Annotated in this window: 14 protein-coding genes; 8 read left to right on the top strand and 6 right to left on the bottom strand. The window is 39.7% G+C overall.

Features of this window, described 5'->3' with window-relative positions; translation table 11 throughout:
• Positions 1-154 precede the first annotated feature (154 nt).
• The 7 genes from PL9214_RS27200 to PL9214_RS27170 all read left to right on the top strand — a co-directional run bounded on the left by PL9214_RS27200 (position 155) and on the right by PL9214_RS27170 (position 7098).
• Positions 155-418, top strand: coding sequence for a hypothetical protein (locus tag PL9214_RS27200; protein ID WP_072722441.1), 264 nt, complete (start codon positions 155-157; stop codon positions 416-418).
• 250 nt (positions 419-668) lie between these two features.
• A complete protein-coding gene (locus PL9214_RS27195; protein WP_072722622.1) occupies positions 669-893 on the top strand; it encodes a DUF433 domain-containing protein in 225 nt (74 codons plus the stop codon).
• Between the two features lie 10 nt (positions 894-903).
• Complete coding sequence (locus tag PL9214_RS32860; RefSeq protein ID WP_186440488.1) at positions 904-1113, top strand: DUF5615 family PIN-like protein; 210 nt, start codon at positions 904-906, stop codon at positions 1111-1113.
• Between the two features lie 452 nt (positions 1114-1565).
• Positions 1566-3473, top strand: a complete 1908-nt coding sequence (locus PL9214_RS27185; protein WP_072722440.1) for a S1 family peptidase — start codon at positions 1566-1568, stop codon at positions 3471-3473.
• Positions 3474-3724: 251 nt separating this feature from the next.
• Positions 3725-4339 carry a GNAT family N-acetyltransferase gene (locus tag PL9214_RS27180; RefSeq protein WP_072722439.1) on the top strand — a complete coding sequence of 205 codons (615 nt, stop codon included), beginning with the start codon at positions 3725-3727 and terminating at the stop codon, positions 4337-4339.
• A 254-nt stretch (positions 4340-4593) separates the two neighbouring features.
• Positions 4594-5121: a hypothetical protein gene (locus tag PL9214_RS27175; protein ID WP_072722438.1), complete on the top strand. Its 528-nt coding sequence runs from the start codon at positions 4594-4596 to the stop codon at positions 5119-5121.
• Between the two features lie 102 nt (positions 5122-5223).
• A complete protein-coding gene (locus tag PL9214_RS27170; RefSeq protein WP_072722437.1) occupies positions 5224-7098 on the top strand; it encodes a ThiF family adenylyltransferase in 1875 nt (624 codons plus the stop codon).
• A gap of 39 nt (positions 7099-7137) precedes the next feature.
• Here PL9214_RS27170 and PL9214_RS27165 read toward each other — a convergent pair whose 3' ends face one another.
• The 6 genes from PL9214_RS27165 to PL9214_RS31650 form a co-directional block, all read right to left on the bottom strand.
• Positions 7138-7845 carry a DUF928 domain-containing protein gene (locus PL9214_RS27165; RefSeq protein WP_072722436.1) on the bottom strand — a complete coding sequence of 236 codons (708 nt, stop codon included), beginning with the start codon at positions 7843-7845 and terminating at the stop codon, positions 7138-7140.
• 11 nt (positions 7846-7856) lie between these two features.
• Positions 7857-10160: a CHASE2 domain-containing protein gene (locus PL9214_RS27160; RefSeq protein WP_072722435.1), complete on the bottom strand. Its 2304-nt coding sequence runs from the start codon at positions 10158-10160 to the stop codon at positions 7857-7859.
• Positions 10161-10257: 97 nt separating this feature from the next.
• On the bottom strand, positions 10258-13272 hold the full coding sequence (locus PL9214_RS27155) for a CHAT domain-containing protein (RefSeq protein WP_083580222.1): 3015 nt from the start codon (positions 13270-13272) through the stop codon (positions 10258-10260).
• 536 nt (positions 13273-13808) lie between these two features.
• A complete protein-coding gene (locus PL9214_RS27150) occupies positions 13809-15206 on the bottom strand; it encodes a DUF1822 family protein (protein WP_072722620.1) in 1398 nt (465 codons plus the stop codon).
• A 110-nt stretch (positions 15207-15316) separates the two neighbouring features.
• Positions 15317-16825: a sigma-70 family RNA polymerase sigma factor gene (locus tag PL9214_RS27145; protein WP_072722434.1), complete on the bottom strand. Its 1509-nt coding sequence runs from the start codon at positions 16823-16825 to the stop codon at positions 15317-15319.
• Between the two features lie 160 nt (positions 16826-16985).
• Positions 16986-20909, bottom strand: coding sequence for a CHAT domain-containing protein (locus PL9214_RS31650; RefSeq protein ID WP_072722433.1), 3924 nt, complete (start codon positions 20907-20909; stop codon positions 16986-16988).
• Between the two features lie 406 nt (positions 20910-21315).
• On the opposite strand from PL9214_RS31650, the gene PL9214_RS27135 reads away from it, so the two are divergent.
• Positions 21316-21528 (top strand): hypothetical protein, encoded by a 213-nt coding sequence (locus PL9214_RS27135; RefSeq protein ID WP_072722432.1) that lies wholly within the window; start codon positions 21316-21318, stop codon positions 21526-21528.
• Positions 21529-21610: the final 82 nt, after the last annotated feature.

Below are 21610 nucleotides of genomic sequence, written 5' to 3'. Positions count from 1 at the left end.
CCTGAACAGTGTTTGACTTTAATAACGACTATGCTCTTTACAAGTCAAGTATTCTAGCTGACACCCGACACCTGACACCTGACACCTGCTCCGCATAACTTTGAATTCTCATAACGATTAGTAGTCATCAAGCCAAAATATGAGGAGTTTTAAGATGGCTGCTTCTGAAATCGTTATGCACCGGATGTTTGTCGAAATCGTTGCCCAGTATCACCCCTTTGCTGAGTATGTCGGTTATCAAGAGGCTGAAGATGGATTTATTATCTGCTATCGAGGCGCTAATGGGGAACAATATATGGCAATTGATACCCAAGGCAATGTGTTAGGAGATACGACGATGGGAACAACAAGAACAATGGGAATTGTAGCTATCGGTGCGGCTATTCTTGGTGCAATGTTTGGGGGTTCAAATTCCTAGTTAGATTAAGAAGCCGGGTTTCTGACGTTATCTCTCGGTTCCTATCAAAAGCTTGATCAAGAAACCCGGTTTCTCGACTTTCCTACAGGGTTCAGAAACCGGGTTTCTTATGTTATCTTTCGACTCTTATCAAAAGTTTGTTCAGAAACCTGGTGTCTCGACTTGTAGATATTTTTCCTGACTTGATGTGATAGAATAGATGTCGAATAACACCCCTTTTGTCCAGATTGATTTAACACCTGAATACAATATGAACTATCACGAACGGATCACGATTAAACCAGGTATGCGAAGTGGTAAACCTTGCATTCGCGGAATGCGGATTACAGTTTACGATGTGTTATCTTATCTAGCATCAGGAATGACTTATCAAGAGATTCTTGATGATTTTCCTTATCTGACTCAAGAGGATATTTTAGCTTGTTTGAGCTATGCAGCAGATCGGGAGAGACAAATATTATTAATTCAGGCATAGTGATGTATGGATTTATGCACAAAATAATGGTTTTGCGATCGCTACCAAAGATAGCGACTACAATGAGCTTTTGATGTTACGTGGTTTTCCGCCTAAAATCATTTGGATCAGACGTGGAAACTGCTCAACTTCAGAAATCGAAGCGATGCTGAGAACACATATTAATGATATTCAAACATTGTTTGATGATTCATCGTTAGGGATATTAACCCTGTACTGAGGTATTATGGAATTAATTGCGCTGGATGATACTGGTAGGTTTTGGAGAGCGCGATCGCTTTTCTTGGTTGACTCGCCTATTGGCTATACTGGAGTGAACTAACCTAATTTACATCTTGCACCTGCTCATAAATCCCGCCCCCGACCGGGACTTAAAACTTGTTTGTAATATCAATCTTTACAATAACTGAGATATAACTGCTAGTCAAATGATAAAATAAGCGGTAGGTCGTCCCCAACCTCGATTGCTGGCAATCCTTTTATAGCAATGGACAAAAATGTTAGGACGGATGATAGTAGGGTCAATTCTTGAATTGACCCTACTATCTCCTCGGAAATTGTCCTAACCCTCTTGGCTCCTGCTATACCAGAAACTTAAACCTTAACTACCAAAGGTTTGTTTATATATCACTTGAAAACAAAGAGTATCTAGTTATTGACCGGGGAAACGCAATGGGTAAATTAGCTGTAATCGAAATAGGAGATGGTGATTTTGAACATGGTTTTTCAGTCACCATTAGGATCGGGGAAGAGGGGCAATCTCACACTACTGGAGTACCAGGTAAATTGCCTGCCAAGCTCGAACTTCCAGAACTTTATAAAGACTGGCGGGAGTCGTATCGCCGTCAAGTGCCTGATCCTAGTCGTGCATCAAATGGCATAATTACGAATTATTCTATACCTGAAATAATTGAAAAAGGTAAAAATTTAAAAGCCGGGTTAAATGAATGGCTAAATTCCCAAGCGTTTCATACAATTAAGGATAGCTTACAACGAGAGTTAAGCAAATCAGAGGAAATTCGGGTCATCATTCAGACAGACATAATAGAGTTGCAGCAGTTACCTTGGCATCTGTGGGACATTTTCGATCACTATCGCAAGGCTGATGTTGGTTTGAGTCGGAGAACTCATGCCCCGGCACTAAAACAAATGTTATTTGATCGTCAAGGTAAAATTAGGCTATTAGCAACTTTTGGTTGTGTTACTGGAAAAGATGGTAACAAGATTAATACAGAAAAAGATCAAGAATTTTTACAAGAGCATCTAGGTGATATTGCAGATTTGCATTTTCTAGAAAATCCTAGAATAGAAGATTTAAACAAGGCTCTGAAGGAATATAAAGCAGATATATTTTTCTATGCAGGTCACAGTTCTACGGATGTGAATGGTCAAACAGGTCAGATCGATGGTAAAAGAATTGAGAATTTGGAATTTGCATTTAGGAAAGCAGTTGAGCATGGTTTAAAGTTAGCTATTTTTAATTCTTGCGAGGGATTAGGAATAGCTAGAAATTTAGCTCTTTTACAAATTCCTCAAATAATTATTATGCGCGAACCGATTCCAGATAAGGTTGCCCATGAATTTTTGAAAAGTTTTCTTGAGGAATTCGTTAACAATAAAAAATCACTTTATTTAGCATTAAGGGAAGCACGAGAAAGTTTACAGCATCTAGAGGAAAACTTTCCTTGTGCTACTTGGTTGCCAGTTATTTTCCAAGATTTGACAGAAATACCTCCGACTTGGAACGAATTGCAACAAATGCCATCTGAAAATTTAAACCAAAACCAACAAACACTAAATTCCTCAACTCAACCTCAAACAGAGCAAGCATCTAATCAAAGTTGGATTAAACGTTATTTGGGAAAAATTTGCATAGGCGCGGCAGGATTGATTATCCTGGGTGGGATAATGGGAGTGATGGCATTGCGTAATCAAGCGACCCTCGATCAAATTGCGAAAAATAATACCGTTTCAATTAAGGGTAAAAATCAAGGATCGGGAGTTATTTTTGCAAAGAAAGATAATAATTACTATGTTCTTACTGCTAAAAGTGTAGTTAATCCTAAAGATCAATACAAGATTGTTACGGTAGACAGAGAAGAATATCCTGCTAAGATAAACAAAAACCTATCTGATATAGACTTAGTTATTTTGCAGTTTACCAGTAATGAAAATTACACCATCGCTCGTTTAGCAAATTCTGATACAGCAAGGGAAGGCACAGCAGTTTTTCTTTCAGGCTGGTCACAAATTGATGGCAGCGAAAAACCATCATATTATCATTTTATTGAGGGAGAAATTGTCAGTCTGCCCAGAGCATTACGAAATGGCTACACCTTGATCTACGACAGTAATAGCCGTGAAGGAATGATTGGTGGCCCACTAATAGATGCACATGGTTGTGTAATTGGCATTCATGCTCGACCGGAAACTGAAGCTCTGCGAAATCTTGAATCTGCTCAAATCGGTCTTGTAAAAAATGGCTTTAACCAAGGCATTCCCATGAGACACATTTTAGAAAAAATTTCTGAGCCGGAACTAGAAAATGATTTAGGAAGGGTGGATAAAGATTGTAGGTAAAAAAGATTTTCCCTGTGCGTCTTGGTTGCCAATTATTTGTCAAAATCCGGCAGAAATTCCCCCAACATGGGATTCATTACAGGGCATTTCTAAATAATAGTGCTAAAGCACAACAACGTACCCAGAAACCGGGTTTCTCATGTTATCTCTCGACTCAAATCAAAAGTTTTGTAAAGAAACCCAGTTTCTATTGCTGCATAATTCTTGTTTTTTAGCTCGATGAAGGGTTAGTTAACCAAGCATAGCTACTTATGGAAACTAACCCCAGAAATCGGAAATTTGCCGGAAGTATTGCCACTTTAACACCTCACTCTTACTATCCTAATACTTGGGAAACAGAACGCTTATTCCTCAGACCCTTTAATGGTGAAGATTTAATGGAGCTTTATCGAGTTTATGGCAATTCAGAAGTCATGCGTTTTGTCAGTAAAACGGAGAAAACCTTATCAGAAACAGAGACAGAATTAAACAGTTATATTAACCATTGGAAACAATACGGTTTTGGTCAATTTGCGATGATTGACAAAGCCTCTAATCGGTTGATTGGTCGCACTGGACTCTATCTAAATGAACGCTCTCCCTATCCCCAATTTGGTTATATTTTAGATCAACCTTACTGGGGTCTAGGTTTGGCGACGGAAGCTGCTAAAGCTAATTTAGAGTATGGGTTTAATGTGATGCAATTTCCAGCGATCGCTGCTTTCTCAATGTTAGAAAATCAGGCTTCTCGTAAAATTTTATCACAGAAGTTAGGAATGCAGCTTTTAACTGAAAGTTTCCCCTATTTAGGATTGAAAATGGCTTATTATGCGATTCAGCGATCGCAATATTTAACTCAATTTACCTTTGTCATCAATTTATACTAAATTACAGAAAATGAGTAACTTGAGTTATAGTAGCATCTGGCTGAAATATTATAGTAACCTTGCCCTTCTAGCAAATTGCGATCGCACCCCAAAAATTTCTTTCAAATCTGCATAACGTTTATTTTCCGAAACGATAGTGAACTTGTGGGCAAAAACATCAGGTCGCGACAAAAAAACAACTTTTCTAAGCCACCTCTGCATAAAACCCAAACTCCTGCACGAATAAACCAATAGAACCGTATCAAAAGGTGATTATGATCCGTCAAGTTGATTTAAACGAAGTTCGTAACCGTGTGATGAACAGCCGTCAACAAGGCATTGACTTGCCATCCTCCCCTAACCGCGCTGTCTATGTAGACAATGATGGTAATATCCTCACCAACCCCCAACTGGGTCAAGAACGGAAACTGTCCCAAGTGCCTCAAAAACCCTTTGCCGCTACCTTAATGCAAGACCGCCAAGTGGTTGCTCAGAAACTGCCACCCACCGCCCAGGAAATGACCGTTAATGGCGTGACGGGTTGGGTGTATGACATTACCAGCGAAGTTGGCGATGCTTATACCATGTTTATTTTCAACGATGGCAGTCTTTATCAAGTGATGGTACTTTTCCCAGAAGTTGCAGGGCATTATAGTCCGGCTGATGGGCATCTGTTTCCGAATGGGTGTATCTGCCTCAACGAAGAACACGGCTATCCAACCTTAGAACAAGCCTATGCCAAATCCGTTCTCTGGGCAACGGGTTTCAGTATTTACACCCGCACCGGAGACTTCCCCTTATAACGCTCCAAAAACCGGGTTTCTCAGGATTATTCCAGAAGAAACTCGGTTGCAGCTTAAACCACCACAAATCTCACAAAAAAAAACAATTCAACCCCAACAATTATGCTCTCAATTTCAAAAAACGCGCTGCATCAAATTTATCAAGACATTGGCTTGCATCTTCCTGAACGGGGTGGGGCTTTATTGGGGCCAATTGGTCAAGCCGTTATTACCCATTTCATCTTAGATAATCAGGCTCAAACCAGTGGAGCCAGTTATTTGCCTTCACCCCAACTCACGCAACGGGTGCAACAGATGGAACTGCAACAAAACCTGGAGTTTAAAGGGGTCATTCACTCCCATCCTGGGGGTTATGACCGTCCATCTGGGCCAGATGAAGAAGCGATGTGGGAAGGACTCAAAATCAACCCCCATATTCCTTTTTTTGTCGCTCCCATTGTGACTTTAGTAACCCCAAATCAACCCCTGCGTCCCCATGAGTTGGCTCTCGGTCAAGGAAAAATCTCTTTCTATGCTGCTTATCGCCAAGGCAACGGTGTTCGCGTCGAAACCCTACCTGTACAGTCTATTCAAGAAGCGGAGTTATCCCTAATGCAACACAACCGTTTAACGCCTCTTCCGACTACAGTACAAAATGACTTAAACCGAGTGCAGCGTGCTTTAGGTAGCACCCAACCTCCTTTTATTTTTACGACACCGATGGAAGGACGTGACCTACTGGCGGGATGTCTTCCCCTCGACGGGTTAGAATTGCTGTTTATCTTTAGTGAAAGTTATCCGACGACTCCTCCGATTTTATTAGCGACTTTAGCCCGACAGGATACCGAACAGGTGGAACTGCCTTGGTTATTGGTGACACCACCGGAAGAACGGTTAGTGGTGGCTGTTACTGGCTTAATCACAGGTCATGGCCCCTACCGCAAACTCTTTCGCCCTTTGGGAAAGTCCGGTCTCACCACCAACGCCGAAACCGCAGCTTTAGCTTGCTGGAGTGGCTACTTTTCGGGGGCTGACCCCAAACAAGCGACAACAGAACTGCAACAAGCTTTATTTGCCCGCAGTACAGGACTTTTGAGCCAGCATATTAGCCAAAAGCGGGTACTAATTGCGGGGACGGGTTCAGTAGGTTCCTATGTAGCGGAACAGTTGGTACGCAGTGGAGTGGGGGAACTGACGTTAATTGACCCTGAAGTGGTAGAAACTGCGAATTTGTGCCGCACTAATTATGAGATTGCTGATATTGGACAGCCGAAGGTCAAGGCGTTGGCGCGGCGGTTGCTGAATATTAACCCGTTGGTGAAGTTGACGTTAGAGGAAAAGAGCTTATTCGGGTATGAGGTGGCAGAGTTTGACGCTTTGGTACAAGAAGCGGATTTAATTGTTGCCACAACGGATGATGCCGCAGCGCAACGGATTCTCAACCGTTTTGCTTATTTTCACGGCAAACCTGCTTTGTTTGTGGGACTCTACCAAGCGGCGGAAGGGGGGGAAGTGATTGTCACTGTACCGGGAAAAACGCCATGCTACCAATGTGCTACTCATCATCGCCATCAAGCTGAAACGGGTATGGGAAAAGTCAGTAACGATGGCGACTATGGCAGCAACGGACGGGTGATGGGGGAAGTGGCGTTAGTGGCGGATATTCACCACCTCAGCAGTGTGGCTGTGAAGTTGGCGTTGTCGCTATTATTGCCGAAAAATGCCGAAGCGAAATTAAAGGGATTTTTAGATCCCGCTTTGCAAGCCGGGTTCAATTATTTAACGTTGGGAATGGTTCCGAATTATTGGTTTTATCCGGCTATTTTTGACAATACAGACGGACAATATGCGTTTCAAAGTGTTTGGTTAACGCCAACATCTCAAGAACAATGTCCTGTTTGTGGGGATGTTCATCATCGAGTTGATCCCCGTTCTATTCCGTTGCAAGGGGTGGATGCTGCAAATCTTCGCGCTGCGTTAACTCAAAGTCGCTCTTAATTTTATAGCAGCATTGTAGAGACGTAGTATACTACGTCTCTACAGATCTTGTAAACCAACACTATTTAATAATCTGTTCCAATCTTCCCGATAAATAGAATTATTGGGTTCTTGTTGTTGGAGTTGTGCTAAAATTGTTAAAGCATCAAACCAAATGCCATTTTCTGCATAAACAATCGCTAAATCTCGTCCTTGTTTTCCTTGAATTTGGCGTTGTAAATCTGGGCTAATTTCTTGTTTTACAACTTGACCCCGGACGGTAATATTACCAGTGGGGTCATTAGAATCACAAATGACTGTAAATTGCCATTCATAGCTTTTTTCTGTTTGAAGAAGATTATCTTTTTCAGGGAGATTAACTTGAATCAGTCCAGGTTTGATAGGTAAGGTTAGTTTAACAATGTTATTCTTTTGCTCATCAAATAGTTTAAATTCTGCGGTTAAGGATAATGAGTTTGAGAAGGAAAAATGAAACCAAAAAGTTGGGCGATTTGAGGTGGTATAACCAAAATTTTTCTGAGGAATTAAAGCAGTTAATTTATTTTTCCCACATTTTCCACGCCCTCCGGCGTCATCGCTGCGGTTTCCTGGGGCTCCTCTGTCGGGCAGTTTGAAGTGAAGAGGCTGTTTAAGAGTTTGTGATAACATTTGTGGAGATTGTTGATAGTTTTCGTTAGCTTGGCTTAACCCACTGACTACAAAGTTTAAAGTGAGAACTCCCAGAAAAAGCGGGTTTGAAAACTTCATATAATTGGCAATTACTTAATAGAGATACTCCGAACACTCACGCTTGTAGCTAGAAATGCTAATGCTGATGGAACTAACGGTATCCAGTAGCCTCCTAGAAAAGCAATAAAACAGACACCATATAAAATAACAAAAATTCCCGCTTCTGTAAAGTAGAATATTACCGAAGAACGTACCCGCCACGCCAAAACACCGCCTATAAAAGACCATCCCAATATCCAGACTATCTCAACCCATCGCGGTACAACTGTTAACAACGGACGACCCTCTTTGACTGCACTGATAATTTGACTGACTTTTTGCGCTTGGATGAAGACTCCTGGCATTTTTTCCTGTAAAGTCGAGTTGCGAGTGTAGGGAGTTTCGTGATAGTCCTTATAGCTGGGGGCAATATTGCCAATTAAAATCACTTTATCCCGAACTAAATTTGGATCGATAGGTTTTGTTAACAGTTCCTTTAAACTGATGATTTTTGCAATTTCACCCGAACGATAATTTAACAACATTTGATAACCGTTGGTATCCAGTTGATGATATCCCCCTAAATCAGAATCTAAACGCCTTAAAATAGCTTGACCTAATTTTAAATCACCTTGGGGTGTGACTTCGGGGTTAATTCCTTCTTGAGTTAAATAGGATAATGCCAGTTGTAAACTCAAGGAATATTCTGTTGGACAAGGGGTGTCAATAGGTGGAGTCATATACCAGAAATGACGGCGAAGAATTCCATCTTGATCTTTTAAAGTATTACTAAATCCTAAACGGTCTAGGGGAACTTCTGAAGGGGGTTTAATACCTGAAGAGTTACTATTGCGATCGCTATCTTTACAAATAGCAATAAATTTAGAAGAAGTTTGCAAAAATTCTGCAAGTTTGGGATAATTAGAATCAACTGGAAAATTGTGATAAATATCAGACCCAATAACTCTAGGTTGATAGGGTTCTAGTTTTTCAATGATTTGGGATAAGGCTGCATCGGATAAGGAACCTTTACGTTGCATTCCTTGTTGATCTTGATAGTCGATATCATCTTCATCAACGGTAACAACTAATAACCGTTCATCTTTTCCTTCATTGGGTCGAATTTGCATAAAATGATCATAAGCTTTTAATTCAAACTGTTCTAAAAAGCCAAAATAACGCATTCCTACAATACATAAAAATACTCCTAAAGTTGCTACTGTTACCGGATGCAAATAGCGCAGAACATGAGCAGGTAAAACTATATCGAGTTTTCGCCTTCCTTGACGTAATTCTTCCCAAGTTGGGGGGATAATAGCGGGGTTTTGATAAATAACTGGAAGCCAAGTTGCACAGGGAAATTGAGTTTCTAATCCTTGTAATTGTTCCCGTCCTTTCCTAACGGATAAATATAAAGATTCTCCTTGAGTGTAATGGTTTAAAAAGTATTCTAAAAACTTTTGAGCCACTTGATCAGGAACAGGTTCTCGCATAAAAATAGATTGGGAAATGTTTAAATCCGCTAAATCTCTAGCGAGTCCTAAGCCATTACAGGAGTTAAAAATAGCGAGTTGCAACCCTTTAGAAATTGCTTGTCTTAAGCCGTATTTTAAATCATTAATTTTTAAACTATCATTAGGATTAATCTTGATAATTCCCGTTTCTTTTTGGGTGTAGCTGTGACCTGCAAAAAATAAAATATCCCATCCATCTTGCCAAAGTTGATCCGTAATTTCCTCTCGTTTTGGTTCAATTAAATAGTGAAGCTCCGCTCCAGATTGGTTCCAAATTTCTAAATCAGCTTCGGGGTTAATTCCGGTTTTGTCGCCAATAATTGCTAATATTTTAACAATTTTATTGCGTTTAAATGGAGGTAAAATTTGTTGATAGTTGGGACGAGAAAAGGCAATTTCAACTTGAGGAGATTTTTCGCAAAGTTCCCAAAGATGCCAAGGTAAACGTTGGGTCGTAATATCATCGGTTTGGATAATAATTCGGATGGGTTGCTGAGTTGAATTAAATTCAATTAATAAAGCATCTCGCAGGGAACGGAATGTTTTAGAGTTGAGCCATATATTGAGAGCATCGATCACAAGTTTAGCGGCTTCTTGACAATTTTCGGGTGAAGAACTGTTTTTAACTTGTTCTTCGGGAGCATCAAGGCGAGGGGATTTTCCTAAATTAATATAGATAGAATGCCAATAATTATAAGCGTTTAATAAATCAATAGCTGGCGGTAATTTACCCGGATCTTGATGATGAGAAGCTTTTCCTTCTTGAGCAATCTCTAAATTAACAGAAAATCCGCTTTGTAAGTTACCAGAATTTAATTTAAGGGTGATGATTTTTGCCATTTTATTCTCCAAGATTATATTTTATTAACCGTAGTGCGAGCGTCCTCGCTCGCTATCTTTTTAAGATTGAACAGGCAAGATGCCTGTTCCACGGAGTTTAAAAGCCATTTCCGATAATAATAAATGCTGCCCAATAATAGGGTTGAGTAATATTTTTATTGGCATCTGGGTGGGTAACTTTGCCTGTAATTAAGGCAATTTGGGCTTGACGTAAGGCTTCGGCTGTGCTTTTACCTTGTTGTAATTCTTGATAGAAAATATTCATCAGTTGTTGAGTGCTGGCATCATCAACTGTCCATAAACTGGCAACGGTTGCTTTAGCTCCTCGTTGTTGAATAGTATATCCTAAACCGAGAATTTCTTCCCCATTGCCTAATTTATTGCCTAATGCAGTTTGACAAGCACTTAATACCACTAAATCAACTTTTCTCAAATCCCAAGTTGCCATATCGCGTAAAGAAGCGCGATCGCCATCTCCAAATAAAATAAAAGAATCCTCCGGTAAACCGACAACAAAGGAGCCATGCGTTGCAAAATGAATGATATTATAATCACCGAGATATATATTCGTTTGATTGCGATTAAAGTCTCGGTTGAGCAGTTTCTTGGTATTGGGAATGGTTGCGGCAATATTGTTAATTTCATCCTCGGCAAATTCTAACCCTGTAAATTCAAAGGGCTGATCACCAACATTAAAATTATAGTGAGTTTTAATATCAGAGAATGCCCCGGCTAATACTAAGGGTTGAATTCGGGGTTGTAGGGTAAAATCCGTGAGGGAACTGGCGGTAATATTATTAATTCTGTACTTTTGAATTAACCACTGTTGACCATCATAAAGTCCCGCCAGGGGAAGATAACGCAATTGTCCATCGGGTGCATAGATCAGGGTTTCGGTTTTCAGGTCGGCTAAATCTTTTTCTAAGGGTTTAATCAAATAATCATAGAGAATTTTAGCCGTTTCTTTAAAATCTTCTGGATTCCCTTTTAATCCTTGTTTATAGTTTAATATGGCTTGATTTAACACCTCCCGTTTAACATTAACAATTTTGCGAATGGGTGCGGTACTTTGAGGCGTAACTAAAATTAATTCTAGGCGATTTTCTAAAATTAACGGATAGAGAATTACCGCATTTTGTTGCAGATTACTGAGACTTTCTTGTAAACGGGTATAGGAACGCAAATTAATATTTTCCTGCTGCGTGACTCGACTGAGATTTTGCACAATTTTTTGAATTTCAGGACTGGCTAAAAATTGATTAAATAGCGCCGTCATTTCCTGTTCCTGCTTCACCAGTTCTTCGATGCGTTGTTGTTGTATAGTTGTCCGATTATTGGGGGTAATTTTTCGCAGTTGCGCTAACTCTCGACCCGTTGGAATCGCTTTTTCTTGTAAAGCGTTATATTGAGTCCAGAGTTGCCGTTCTGCGGGTAACAGTTCAATTCCCTGTTCTGTTTGAGCATTTCCCCGCACATTTTTTAAATAATCCTCTAATTCTTGAACTTTCAACAAGTCAATCACCTGTTGTGCTTCTAAAATTCGATCCTGTTGCAATAATAAATCTGCCAAACGGCGATAGCTATCGGCAACAGTTTCAAGATAAGTTTGTTGTAAATTACGGTCAAGTCCTCGGAGATTTTGGCGGATTGATTCTGTTACATTGACGGATTGTTTATAGAATACTATTGCTAATTCGGGTTGGTTTTGTTGGGAAAGAGTAAAACCTATATTGCTGAGAATAGTCCTTTCTCCATTGCGATCGCCAATTTGTTGAAGAATTGAAAGAGACTGCTGATAGAACTCTATCGTTTTTTGATATTCTCCCAGACTCCTATAAGCATTTCCCAGATTACCCAAGGAATTTGCTACACCATTTTGATCGCCAATTTCTTGAAAAATAGAAAGAGATTGCTGATGGAACTCTATTGCTTTTTGATATTCTCCCAGACTCCAATAAGTATTTCCCAGATTATTGAAGGAACTCGCTACACCGTTGCGATCGCCAATTTCTTGAAAAATAGAAAGAGACTGCTGATGGAACTCTATCGCTTTTTGATCTTCTCCCAGACTCCAATAAGTAGTTCCCAGATTCCCCAGGGATTTCGCTACACCATTGCGATCACCAATTTCTTGAAAAATAGAAAGAGACTGCTGATAGAACTCTATCGCTTTTTGATACTCTCCCATACTATTATAAGGACTTCCCAGATTCATGAGGGAAGTTGCTACACCGTTGCGATCGCCAATTTCTTGAAAAATAGAAAGAGATTGCTGATGGAACTCTATTGCTTTTTGATATTCTCCCAGACTATCATAAGCAATTCCCAGATTATTGAGGGATTTCGCTACACCGTTGTGATCGCCAATTTCTTGAAAAATAGAAAGAGACTGCTGATAGAACTCTATCGCTTTTTGATATTCTCCCAGACTCCTATAAGCATTTCCGAGATTCATCAGGGAACTCGCTACACCGTTGTGATCGCCAATTTCTTGAGAAATAGAAAGAGACTGCTGATGTAACTCTATTGCTTTTTGGTGTTCTCCCAGACTATCATAAGCATTTCCTAAACCATTAAGGGAAGTTGCTAAACCGTTGCGATCGCCGATTTCTTGAGAAATAGAAAGAGACTGCTGATAGAACTCTATTGCTTTTTGGTATTTTCCTAGACTATCATAAGCAATTCCCAAAACGATGAGAGAAGTCTGTAGAGCATTGCGATTTTCAATTTCTTGTAAAATAGGAATAGACTGCTCAAAAAACTCGATAGTTTTCTGAGGTTGTTTAAGCTTACTATAAACACCTCCCAACAACATGAGGCAAACCGCTTCTCCCAGACGATCGCCAATTTCTTGATACAGTTTCAAGGATTGCTCACAAGATTGAATAGCTGCTTGAAATTGACTTATATTGTATTCTTCACTACATTGCTTTAATAGTCGATCAGCTTCTGCTTTTTTATCGGTTGAACTTTGAGCTAATACAGGGGATAGATGAATGAATAATTTAGGATTTTCCAAAAGCGAGTTGAGAGAAAATAAGGTTTGAATGTCGTTGAAAAAGGTTAAGGAAAATGACACAAAGGCGATGGAACTGAGTTGCAATAATTTCATCGGTTAGTCTCCTCAAATTGAGCGATTATTAGGAGTATGTTGTCTGGGTGATGTGTCTATTGTAGGGGCGATGCGGGCGCATTGGTGTTAACTTAGCCCTGAACTTGCATTTCGGGCTGAAAGCTAAAGTTATCTAAAGATAACTATATACTTGCCTTTCTTAACCCGTTTTAACGGGTTTTAGCTTTTAGCCTGAAATTTATTTCAAGGCTTTTAGGCTTAAGTTGACACTAATTCCCCCGCGTCTTCCCTACAAAAAACTTGATTTAAAGCAATAAATCTTAACTCAAAATCGGTGTTTTCTATTTAATAGAGTCAGGACTTACACACCCTAACTGTCATCCTGAACGAAGTGAAGGATCTCTGTGGGATTTTGAGAGATAGTAGAGATTCTTCACAAGTTCAGAATGACAGAAATTTGTGAGTAATGATCTCTGTGGGATTTTGAGAGATAGTAGAGATTCTTCGCAAGCTCAGAATGACAGAAGAAATTCAGAATGACAGAAATTCGGGAGTCTTGCGTAAGTTCTGAGAGTTTAAATTATAAACCCCTCCGTAATTTGATTTTCCCCGAATTTCACCTCCACATTAAACCGTTCACCGCGACTTCCTCCTAACTTAAGCTGAATAAAATTATCCTGTTCTCTCGCCTCAGCACTTAAAAATATTTCCCCCGTTTCTTCCAATACCCTTAACTGAATTTGAGGCGGTAAAAACAGTTGATTCCCCATCGGATATAACCGTATAAACACCGCTAACCGATTATCTTGTTTCGGTAAAACCGCCACCATTAAGGCCACAGATTCCCCGTTAATTTCCATTCCCAAATCCTTAACTTTTCGTATCCGACTTACCGGATTTTCTGGGTCAAGTGTCCATAGCGTTTCTGCCACTGTCCAGCGCGTTTCATCATCCGTTGTTTTCCCCAAAACCTCCACTAACGCCGCAATCACTTGTTGATTTCCAGGGGTGACATCTCGTAAATTTTGAGCCGCTATCTTCCACCGTCCTTCCCCCGAATTTCCCTGAAGAATCTCAACCCATTGTCTCACTTGTTCAGGATCAATTTCTGTTCTCACTGTACGAAATACCCCCCGAAACGCCATTCGATTTTGCTGCAAAAATATCGCCATATCCTGCCATTCAGAAGCAATAAACCCCTCTAACCATTGGGATAAATGGGATATAGTTTGTTGAATTTGTGTTATAATAGGAGAGCAACGCCGTTGATAAAGTTGTTCTCGAACATCATCATTTTCTATCAACGCCGCCCACTGAACAAAGGGAACCGCTAACCGAGGAATTTCTATGGTTTTTAAGCTCAATTGTTCTAATAACTGTTGTGTTTGAATTGCTGTTAAATTTGGTAATATTGGCACAAAAACCGTTTCTTCCTCACACAAGTCTTGAGCTACCATCAGCACACTCAAATCATCTATCATATCCGCTTTAGGAAGCACATAAACCCGTTCCAACTCATCATAAACCCCCTGATTTTTTAACTGTTCATGGGTCGTATATCCCCAAAGATGCAAATATCCATTATCAGGATAAACCTGAACTGCTAAATAATAATTCGCTTTCCAACTGGGAATATCCACCCATTCTTGGGGAACCCGAAATTCTTCCGTATCTAAGGTTTCACTGGGAATTATCACTAAAGACCGATTTTCAATTAACAGTTTAGTTCCATTAAGAATTTCCCAAAAGGTCGCTAAACTATCGGATTTCCAAATTACCGGATTTAAGTCTAATTCCTGTTGTAAACCAGGGATAATTGTATTTAAAACCAATTGATTTAGATAAGCATTCCATTGAGAAAAAGGATGAGAAAAAGACCGACTATTTTGCCAAGCAGTTTCTCGTTGTTTGTCAGTAAATTCTAACCAAATTTGATTCGGATGTAAGCCAATTAAATCTTGAACTGTGAACATGATATTAGTCTCCAATAAAATAGGTTTGACCTCTCCCCCGACCCCTCTCCTGCGAGGCGAGGGGAGAAGAATTTTTGATATTAAATCTCCAAGAGATTTAAAAAGATCCATTACTCCCCATTCCCTCGCAGGGAAGGGGGTTGGGGGGTTAGGTCATAATATTGCTCTCCCAAACCCGAATAAAATAGAGCGTAAGGCACCTGTTGTAAGTAAAGATTAACGAAACTAGCGACTTTTTTAGACCCTGATTTGATACTTGTTAAATCAAACGAACAGCGAGTTTCAATATCAACCTTAATCTGTTCATTTAACGTCCCTTCAATTTCGTTAATCTTAGCCTGAATTTGGCTTTCTGAAAGCTCAATCATTCCCGTAACTTCTGTTAAAGATAATTGCTGACCAAATATTAACTGTAAAATCAGGATCTCACGGGAGTAGGTTTCTAAAAGTGTCCTTTGTAATAAACGGGTAAACCGAATAGAACACTGTTGTTTTAACCAACTATCCAACAGTTTAACTAAGTCCGCAAGCTGTTGAGAATTCAGGGTAATCTTCCAATGTTCCTGACTCCATTGAGCAAAAGATGTTAACAGGGTTTGTTTGGATTTTTTCAAGATTCGAGAAACTTCATATTGCTTTTGAACTCCCAGGAAATTAACCAGATCACCTTGATTAATATCCAGTCCATAGAATAACTCAAATACCCTCTGTATTTTCTCTGGAAGTTGAGCCAAAAATTGTGATAAAATTTGATTCAGTTCTGCGTGTTCTTGTTCTTCTTCCTCCGTTGGCAATTCTATAAACTTATCAGGTTTAATAATTTCTTCCCAATTGGGAGATAAATTATCAAAAGAAACAGTACGAACTTTAGAATTGCGAATCAGTTGTACACATTTTTCTAAATAATCATTGACTTCTGCACCCGTGAGAGCTTTTTGGTGCGGTTGACGAGACTCGTTATAATAGAGTGCGATCGCTTCTAATTGTTGAGCATTGGGTGGCTGTAAGGTTTTGCTCCCTGTTGCTGTTGTGGGGATATATTTGTCCTTAAAACATCTCAACACCAGCACATATTGACTGAATTCGGGTTGAGAAATTCCAGCTTTTTTTAATACTGTTTCCAATTGAATAAAACTGAGTGATCGCAATAACCCCGTCGGCGAATATTTATCCTGTTCTCTTCCTCGCCGTACTTCTGCTAAAATTGCATCTCGAAGGGGAAGCATGGCAAAGGTTTTCACCCCACTGCGTTGAAAATCATACCGTTTAAATAGCTTCTCAGGTTGGCTCGTTGCTTCTCTAGCAATTAAAAAACAATCCACCCGCCGCAGTTGATATTCTGAAAGTTTATGACAAATATCTAATGTTACCCGATAACCTGCTTCCTCCAAATAAGCCGCGAGGTGTTCCTTTGCTAAAGGTTGTACATTTTGTAATGTCTCCCGCAAGATTTGTTTAGCCCAATATTCCGCTTTTCCGGTTCCATCCAAGTCCAAGCGTTTTCTCATATTTTGATGCAGTTTCGGTGAAGAATACCATCCCCCATCCAGAGAATCTTTAACATCATCAACCTGCAAAAACGTTGAGAATTGCTGCAATACATCTTGTCGCGTCCTCATGAATGTTGCCCCCCTATTATTTTGTTATAGCCAGGTACGTTGTTGCGCTTTAGCGCGAAAATTCTTGGCGCTGAAGCGCAACAACGAACTTTCTCCTTTCTACAAATACTTATTCGGCGACAGTCTCCAAAAATATGCAAAACCACCCGACACCCATTCCCTATTCCGGTGCTCCAATAAGGGTAAACGCTGCCCAATATTGGGGTTTGGGATCGGTTTGCAACAGTTTCAACATGGCAGTTCGTAGCGCTTTTGCCTTATCTGGGTTTTGTTGTAACTGACGATAAAACTCTGTCATCAAGGTAACGGTTTTGTCATCATCGACCTTCCAGAGCGTCACTAGCACACTGGGAACCCCGGCTGTCATCAGCGATCGCGATAACCCAATGATCCCATCCCCCGTCAACCGTCCCTGTCCGGTGCTACAAGCACTTAACACCACTAAATTTGCTTTCAATTTCAACTTGAGGATTTCTTCAGCCATCAGCAACCCATCCCCCCCATCCAACCCCCAAATATCCGGCGATGAAGCACTGGGGTTAGGAGTAAGAGCGATCGCACCGGGAACACCCCCTCCGGTAAAATCTCCAATTAACCCATGTGTTGCAAAATGAATAATATCGGCTTGGGGCATTTTTTCAATAATAGCTGTTTCGGTGGCATTTTTCCCTAAAATTGCCTCGGTTTGTAGGAGTTGGGCGATCGCTTTTGCCTCCTGTTCCGATCCCGGTAAAGGTGATAACGGTTTTGGGGTTTCTCCCACTTGATTAGAAATTTTAGGCATGATGGGATTACCGACAACCAGCGCATTTTTTCCTGTAGACTGATGATCTGGAGCAATGGCTAAAACTTGAATCGCAGGGGCAGTTAAAATCGTATGTTTTTGGATGAGAACATTGCCTTGCTGATCTTGTAATGCGGCAAAAGGAACATACAGCAAAGCACCTTGAGGAATAAAAATAATTCGCTCATTTTCATCTTTCGGCAGTAAATCTGCTATCGGTTCAATTAATAATTGATGTAATAGCTGTGACCCTTGATGATAAGCAACGGGAGAGGTTTCATAGGAGATAATATCTGAGATCGGCTTTTCCTGGGGTTTTAGGGCAAAGCTGGGATTAGTAACGGTAACGGTTTGAGTTTGCTGATTAACCGCAATAATTCGAGACGGGTAAATTTCGGGATTTTCATCACCTTTCAAGCGGACTAAATCCCCAACTTGGGGAAATCTTGGCTCGTCACTGCGATAAATACCATCTGTTGCTAAGGAAACGTTAGTTTTAGAAACAATTTCCTCTAGCGTTGTTTGCTGTTGTTGCCACAAGGGTTTTAAATCAACTTGTCTAAAATGAACTTCTCCCGTTGGTTTAACAACCCAAATATAGAGTTCTGATTCTTTGATTTCTATGAGATTTTGTGGTGTTTTAAATTTATCCAATATAATTGAATAGATCACTAAATTAGCCTTTTTATTTTTAGCAGTTTGTTTAATTTGCTCTATCCTTAATGGAGGAAATTCGATAGCTTCTTCCGGTAAATTAAGGTAACGTTTCGCTAATTCATCAATTAAAGCTCTAGCACGGCCGCGATCTGCTATTTCTAAGGCTTCTTCTATTTTATTTTGTTTTATTAAAACATTTTGCAAAAGAATATAGCTACCAATTTGTGTATCGAATATTGATATTTTATCTAAATTTTTCAAACCAAATCTCAAAGATTCATGGGATTTTATGGCTTCTTTCAACCACTGTTCAGACTCTACCAATTGTCCTATATCCCGATAAGCAATTCCTAGATTACCCAAGGAATATGCAACACCGTTACGATCACCTATTTCTTGTCCAATAGAAAGAGACTGCTGAAAGAACTCTATCGCCTTTTGATATTCTCCCAGACTTAAATAAGCAAGTCCCAAATTATTGAGAGAACTCGCTTNAAACTCTATCGCTTTTTGATATTCTCCCAAACTCTCATAAGCAATTCCCAAACGATTGAGGGAACCTGCTACACCATTGCGATCGCCTATTTCTTGTCGAATAGAAAGNTGATTGAACTCTATCGTTTTTTGATATTGTCCCAAACTCCTATAAGCAAGTCCCAGATTATTAAGGGAATTCGCTACACCGTTGCGATTGCCTATTTCTTGAAAAATAGAAAGAGACTGCTGAAAGAACTCTATCGCTTTTTGATATTGTCCTTGACTCCAATAAGCATTTCCTAGATTACCCAAGGAACTCGCTACACCGTTACGATCACCTATTTCTTGAAAAATAGAAAGAGACTGCTGATAGAAGTCTATCGCTTTTTGATATTCTCCCAGACGGTTATAAGTATTTCCCAGATTATTGAAAGAACCCGCTACACCATTGCGATCGCCAATTTCTTGAAAAATAGAAAGAGACTGCTGATAGAAGTCTATCGCTTTTTGATATTCTCCCAGACGGTTATAATTATTTCCCAGATTATTGAGGGAATCTGCTACACCATTGCGATCGCCTATTTCTTGAAAAATAGAAACAGACTGCTGATAAAACTCTATCGCTTTTTGATATTCTCCCAAACTCTCATAAGCAATTCCCAAACGATTGAGGGAACCTGCTACACCATTGCGATCACCTATTTCTTGAAAAATAGAAACAGACTGCTGATAGAACTCTATCGCTTTTTGGTATTCTCCCAGACTCTCATAAGCATTTCCTAGACCCATGAAAGAACCTGCTACACCATTGCGATCACCTATTTCTTGAAAAATAGAAAGAGACTGCTGAAAGAACTCTATCGCTTTTTGATATTCTCCCAGACGGTTATAAGTATTTCCCAGATTATTGAAAGAACCCGCTACACCATTGCGATCACCTATTTCTTGAAAAATAGAAACAGACTGCTGATAGAACTCTATCGCTTTTTGGTATTCTCCCAGGCTCTCATAAGCATTTCCCAGATTATTGAGGGATTTTGCGACACCATTACGATCACCTATTTCTTGAAAAATGGAAACAGACTGCTGATAGAACTCTATCGCTTTTTGGTATTCTCCCAGGCTCTCATAAGCATTTCCTAGACCCATGAGAGAACTCGCAACACCATTGCGATCACCAATTTCTTGTTGAATTGAAAGAGACTGTTGATAAAACTCTATCGCTTTTTGATATTGTCCTAGACTCCAATAAGCACTTCCTAGATTATTGAGGGATTTTGTTACACCGTTGCGATCACCTATTTCTTGTTGAATTGAAAGAGACTGTTGATAAAACTCTATCGCTTTTTGATATTCTCTCAGACTTAAATAAGCATTTCCCAAATTATTGATGGAATTCGCTACACCATTGCGATCACCAATTTCTTGTTGAATTGAAAGAGACTGTTGATAAAACTCTATCGCTTTTTGATATTCTCTCAGACTCAAATAAGCATTTCCTAGACCCATGAGAGAACTCGCAACACCATTGCGATCGCCAATTTCTTGTTGAATTGAAAGAGACTGTTGATAAAACTCTATCGCTTTTTGATATTGTCCCAGACTCAAATAAGCAATTCCTAGATTGGTCAGGGAACTCGCTATACCGTTGTGATCACCTATTTCTTGAAAAATAGAAAGAGATTGCTGATAGAACTCTATCGCTTTTTGATATTCTCCCAGACTCCAATAAGCATTTCCTAGATTATTGAGGGAAATAGCGACACCCTTGCGATCGCCAATTTCTTGTTGAATTGAAAGAGACTGCTGATTAAACTCGATGACTTTTTGATATTGTCCTAGACTCCAATAAGCATTTCCCAAATTATTAAGGGAACTCGCTACACCGTTGCGATCACCAATTTCTTGATACAGCTTCAGCGATTGTTCCCAAAATTGAATAGCTGCTTGAAATCGACGATTATTAAACTGTTCAATAGCTTGCTTAAACACTCGTTCAGCTTCTGCTTTTTTATCTGTTGCAGTTTGAGCCAATACAGGGGAGACATGAATTAAGGATTTAGGATTTTCTGAAAGGGAGTTGAGAGAAAACAAAGCTTGAATGTCGTTGAAAAAGGTTAAGAAAAATGACACAACGGCGATAGAACTGAGTTGCAATAATTTCATCGGTTAGTCTCCTCAAAGTCACTCATTAGAACTCTATTGCTTTGATGATTAAGGGATCTGGCTTCACTTGGGTGCTGAACGCTTCTTGCTGAAGCTGTTGAGAGTTTAACAAAATTTACACTTCCAAACGCATAAAATTCAACATTTCTCCCGATATAACAATTCTAAATTGATGGTCATATTTTATTGTAGGGGTGGTGTCCTTCCAAACCCTCTAGGAATCTGGGTTGGGAGGGACATCACCCCTATAGGATTTTTCACCAATCTACACAGATTACTGTAGATCTAATGGTTTTAAATTTTTACCCTTTTTTTAGATTCCTCCAGTTTGCATAAAGTTTTGAGTTGTTGACGAAGAAAAAGCAGAACAAACAAAAAACTTATCCACAACTTGGAGGAACTGTCAATGAAAACTGCTTTAACACTCTTCGTCGCTGCATTGCTTTTCAATCCCATCTTCGCTCAACTTGAATCAAGCCCTAAATCAAGTGAAATCACATCAAAAAAATGCACCACTAAGCTGATTGAATCTGACCCAGAACCCACTCGTTCAGAGCCAATTTTTAATGTTTTATCCGGGGAAAATGATGATGATTGTGACACAGTTCCTACCCCTTAATATTGTTAATTTTTAAGTTCTTATACGCTTTGGGTAGACTTCACGAATTCAAGAAGTCGCCCATTTTTTATAATTTGTTTTT

Source organism: Planktothrix tepida PCC 9214 (assembly GCF_900009145.1).
GTDB lineage: Bacteria > Cyanobacteriota > Cyanobacteriia > Cyanobacteriales > Microcoleaceae > Planktothrix > Planktothrix tepida.
Note: the sequence above shows the minus strand (reverse complement) of the source record. Positions and strands in the feature narration are given on the sequence as shown.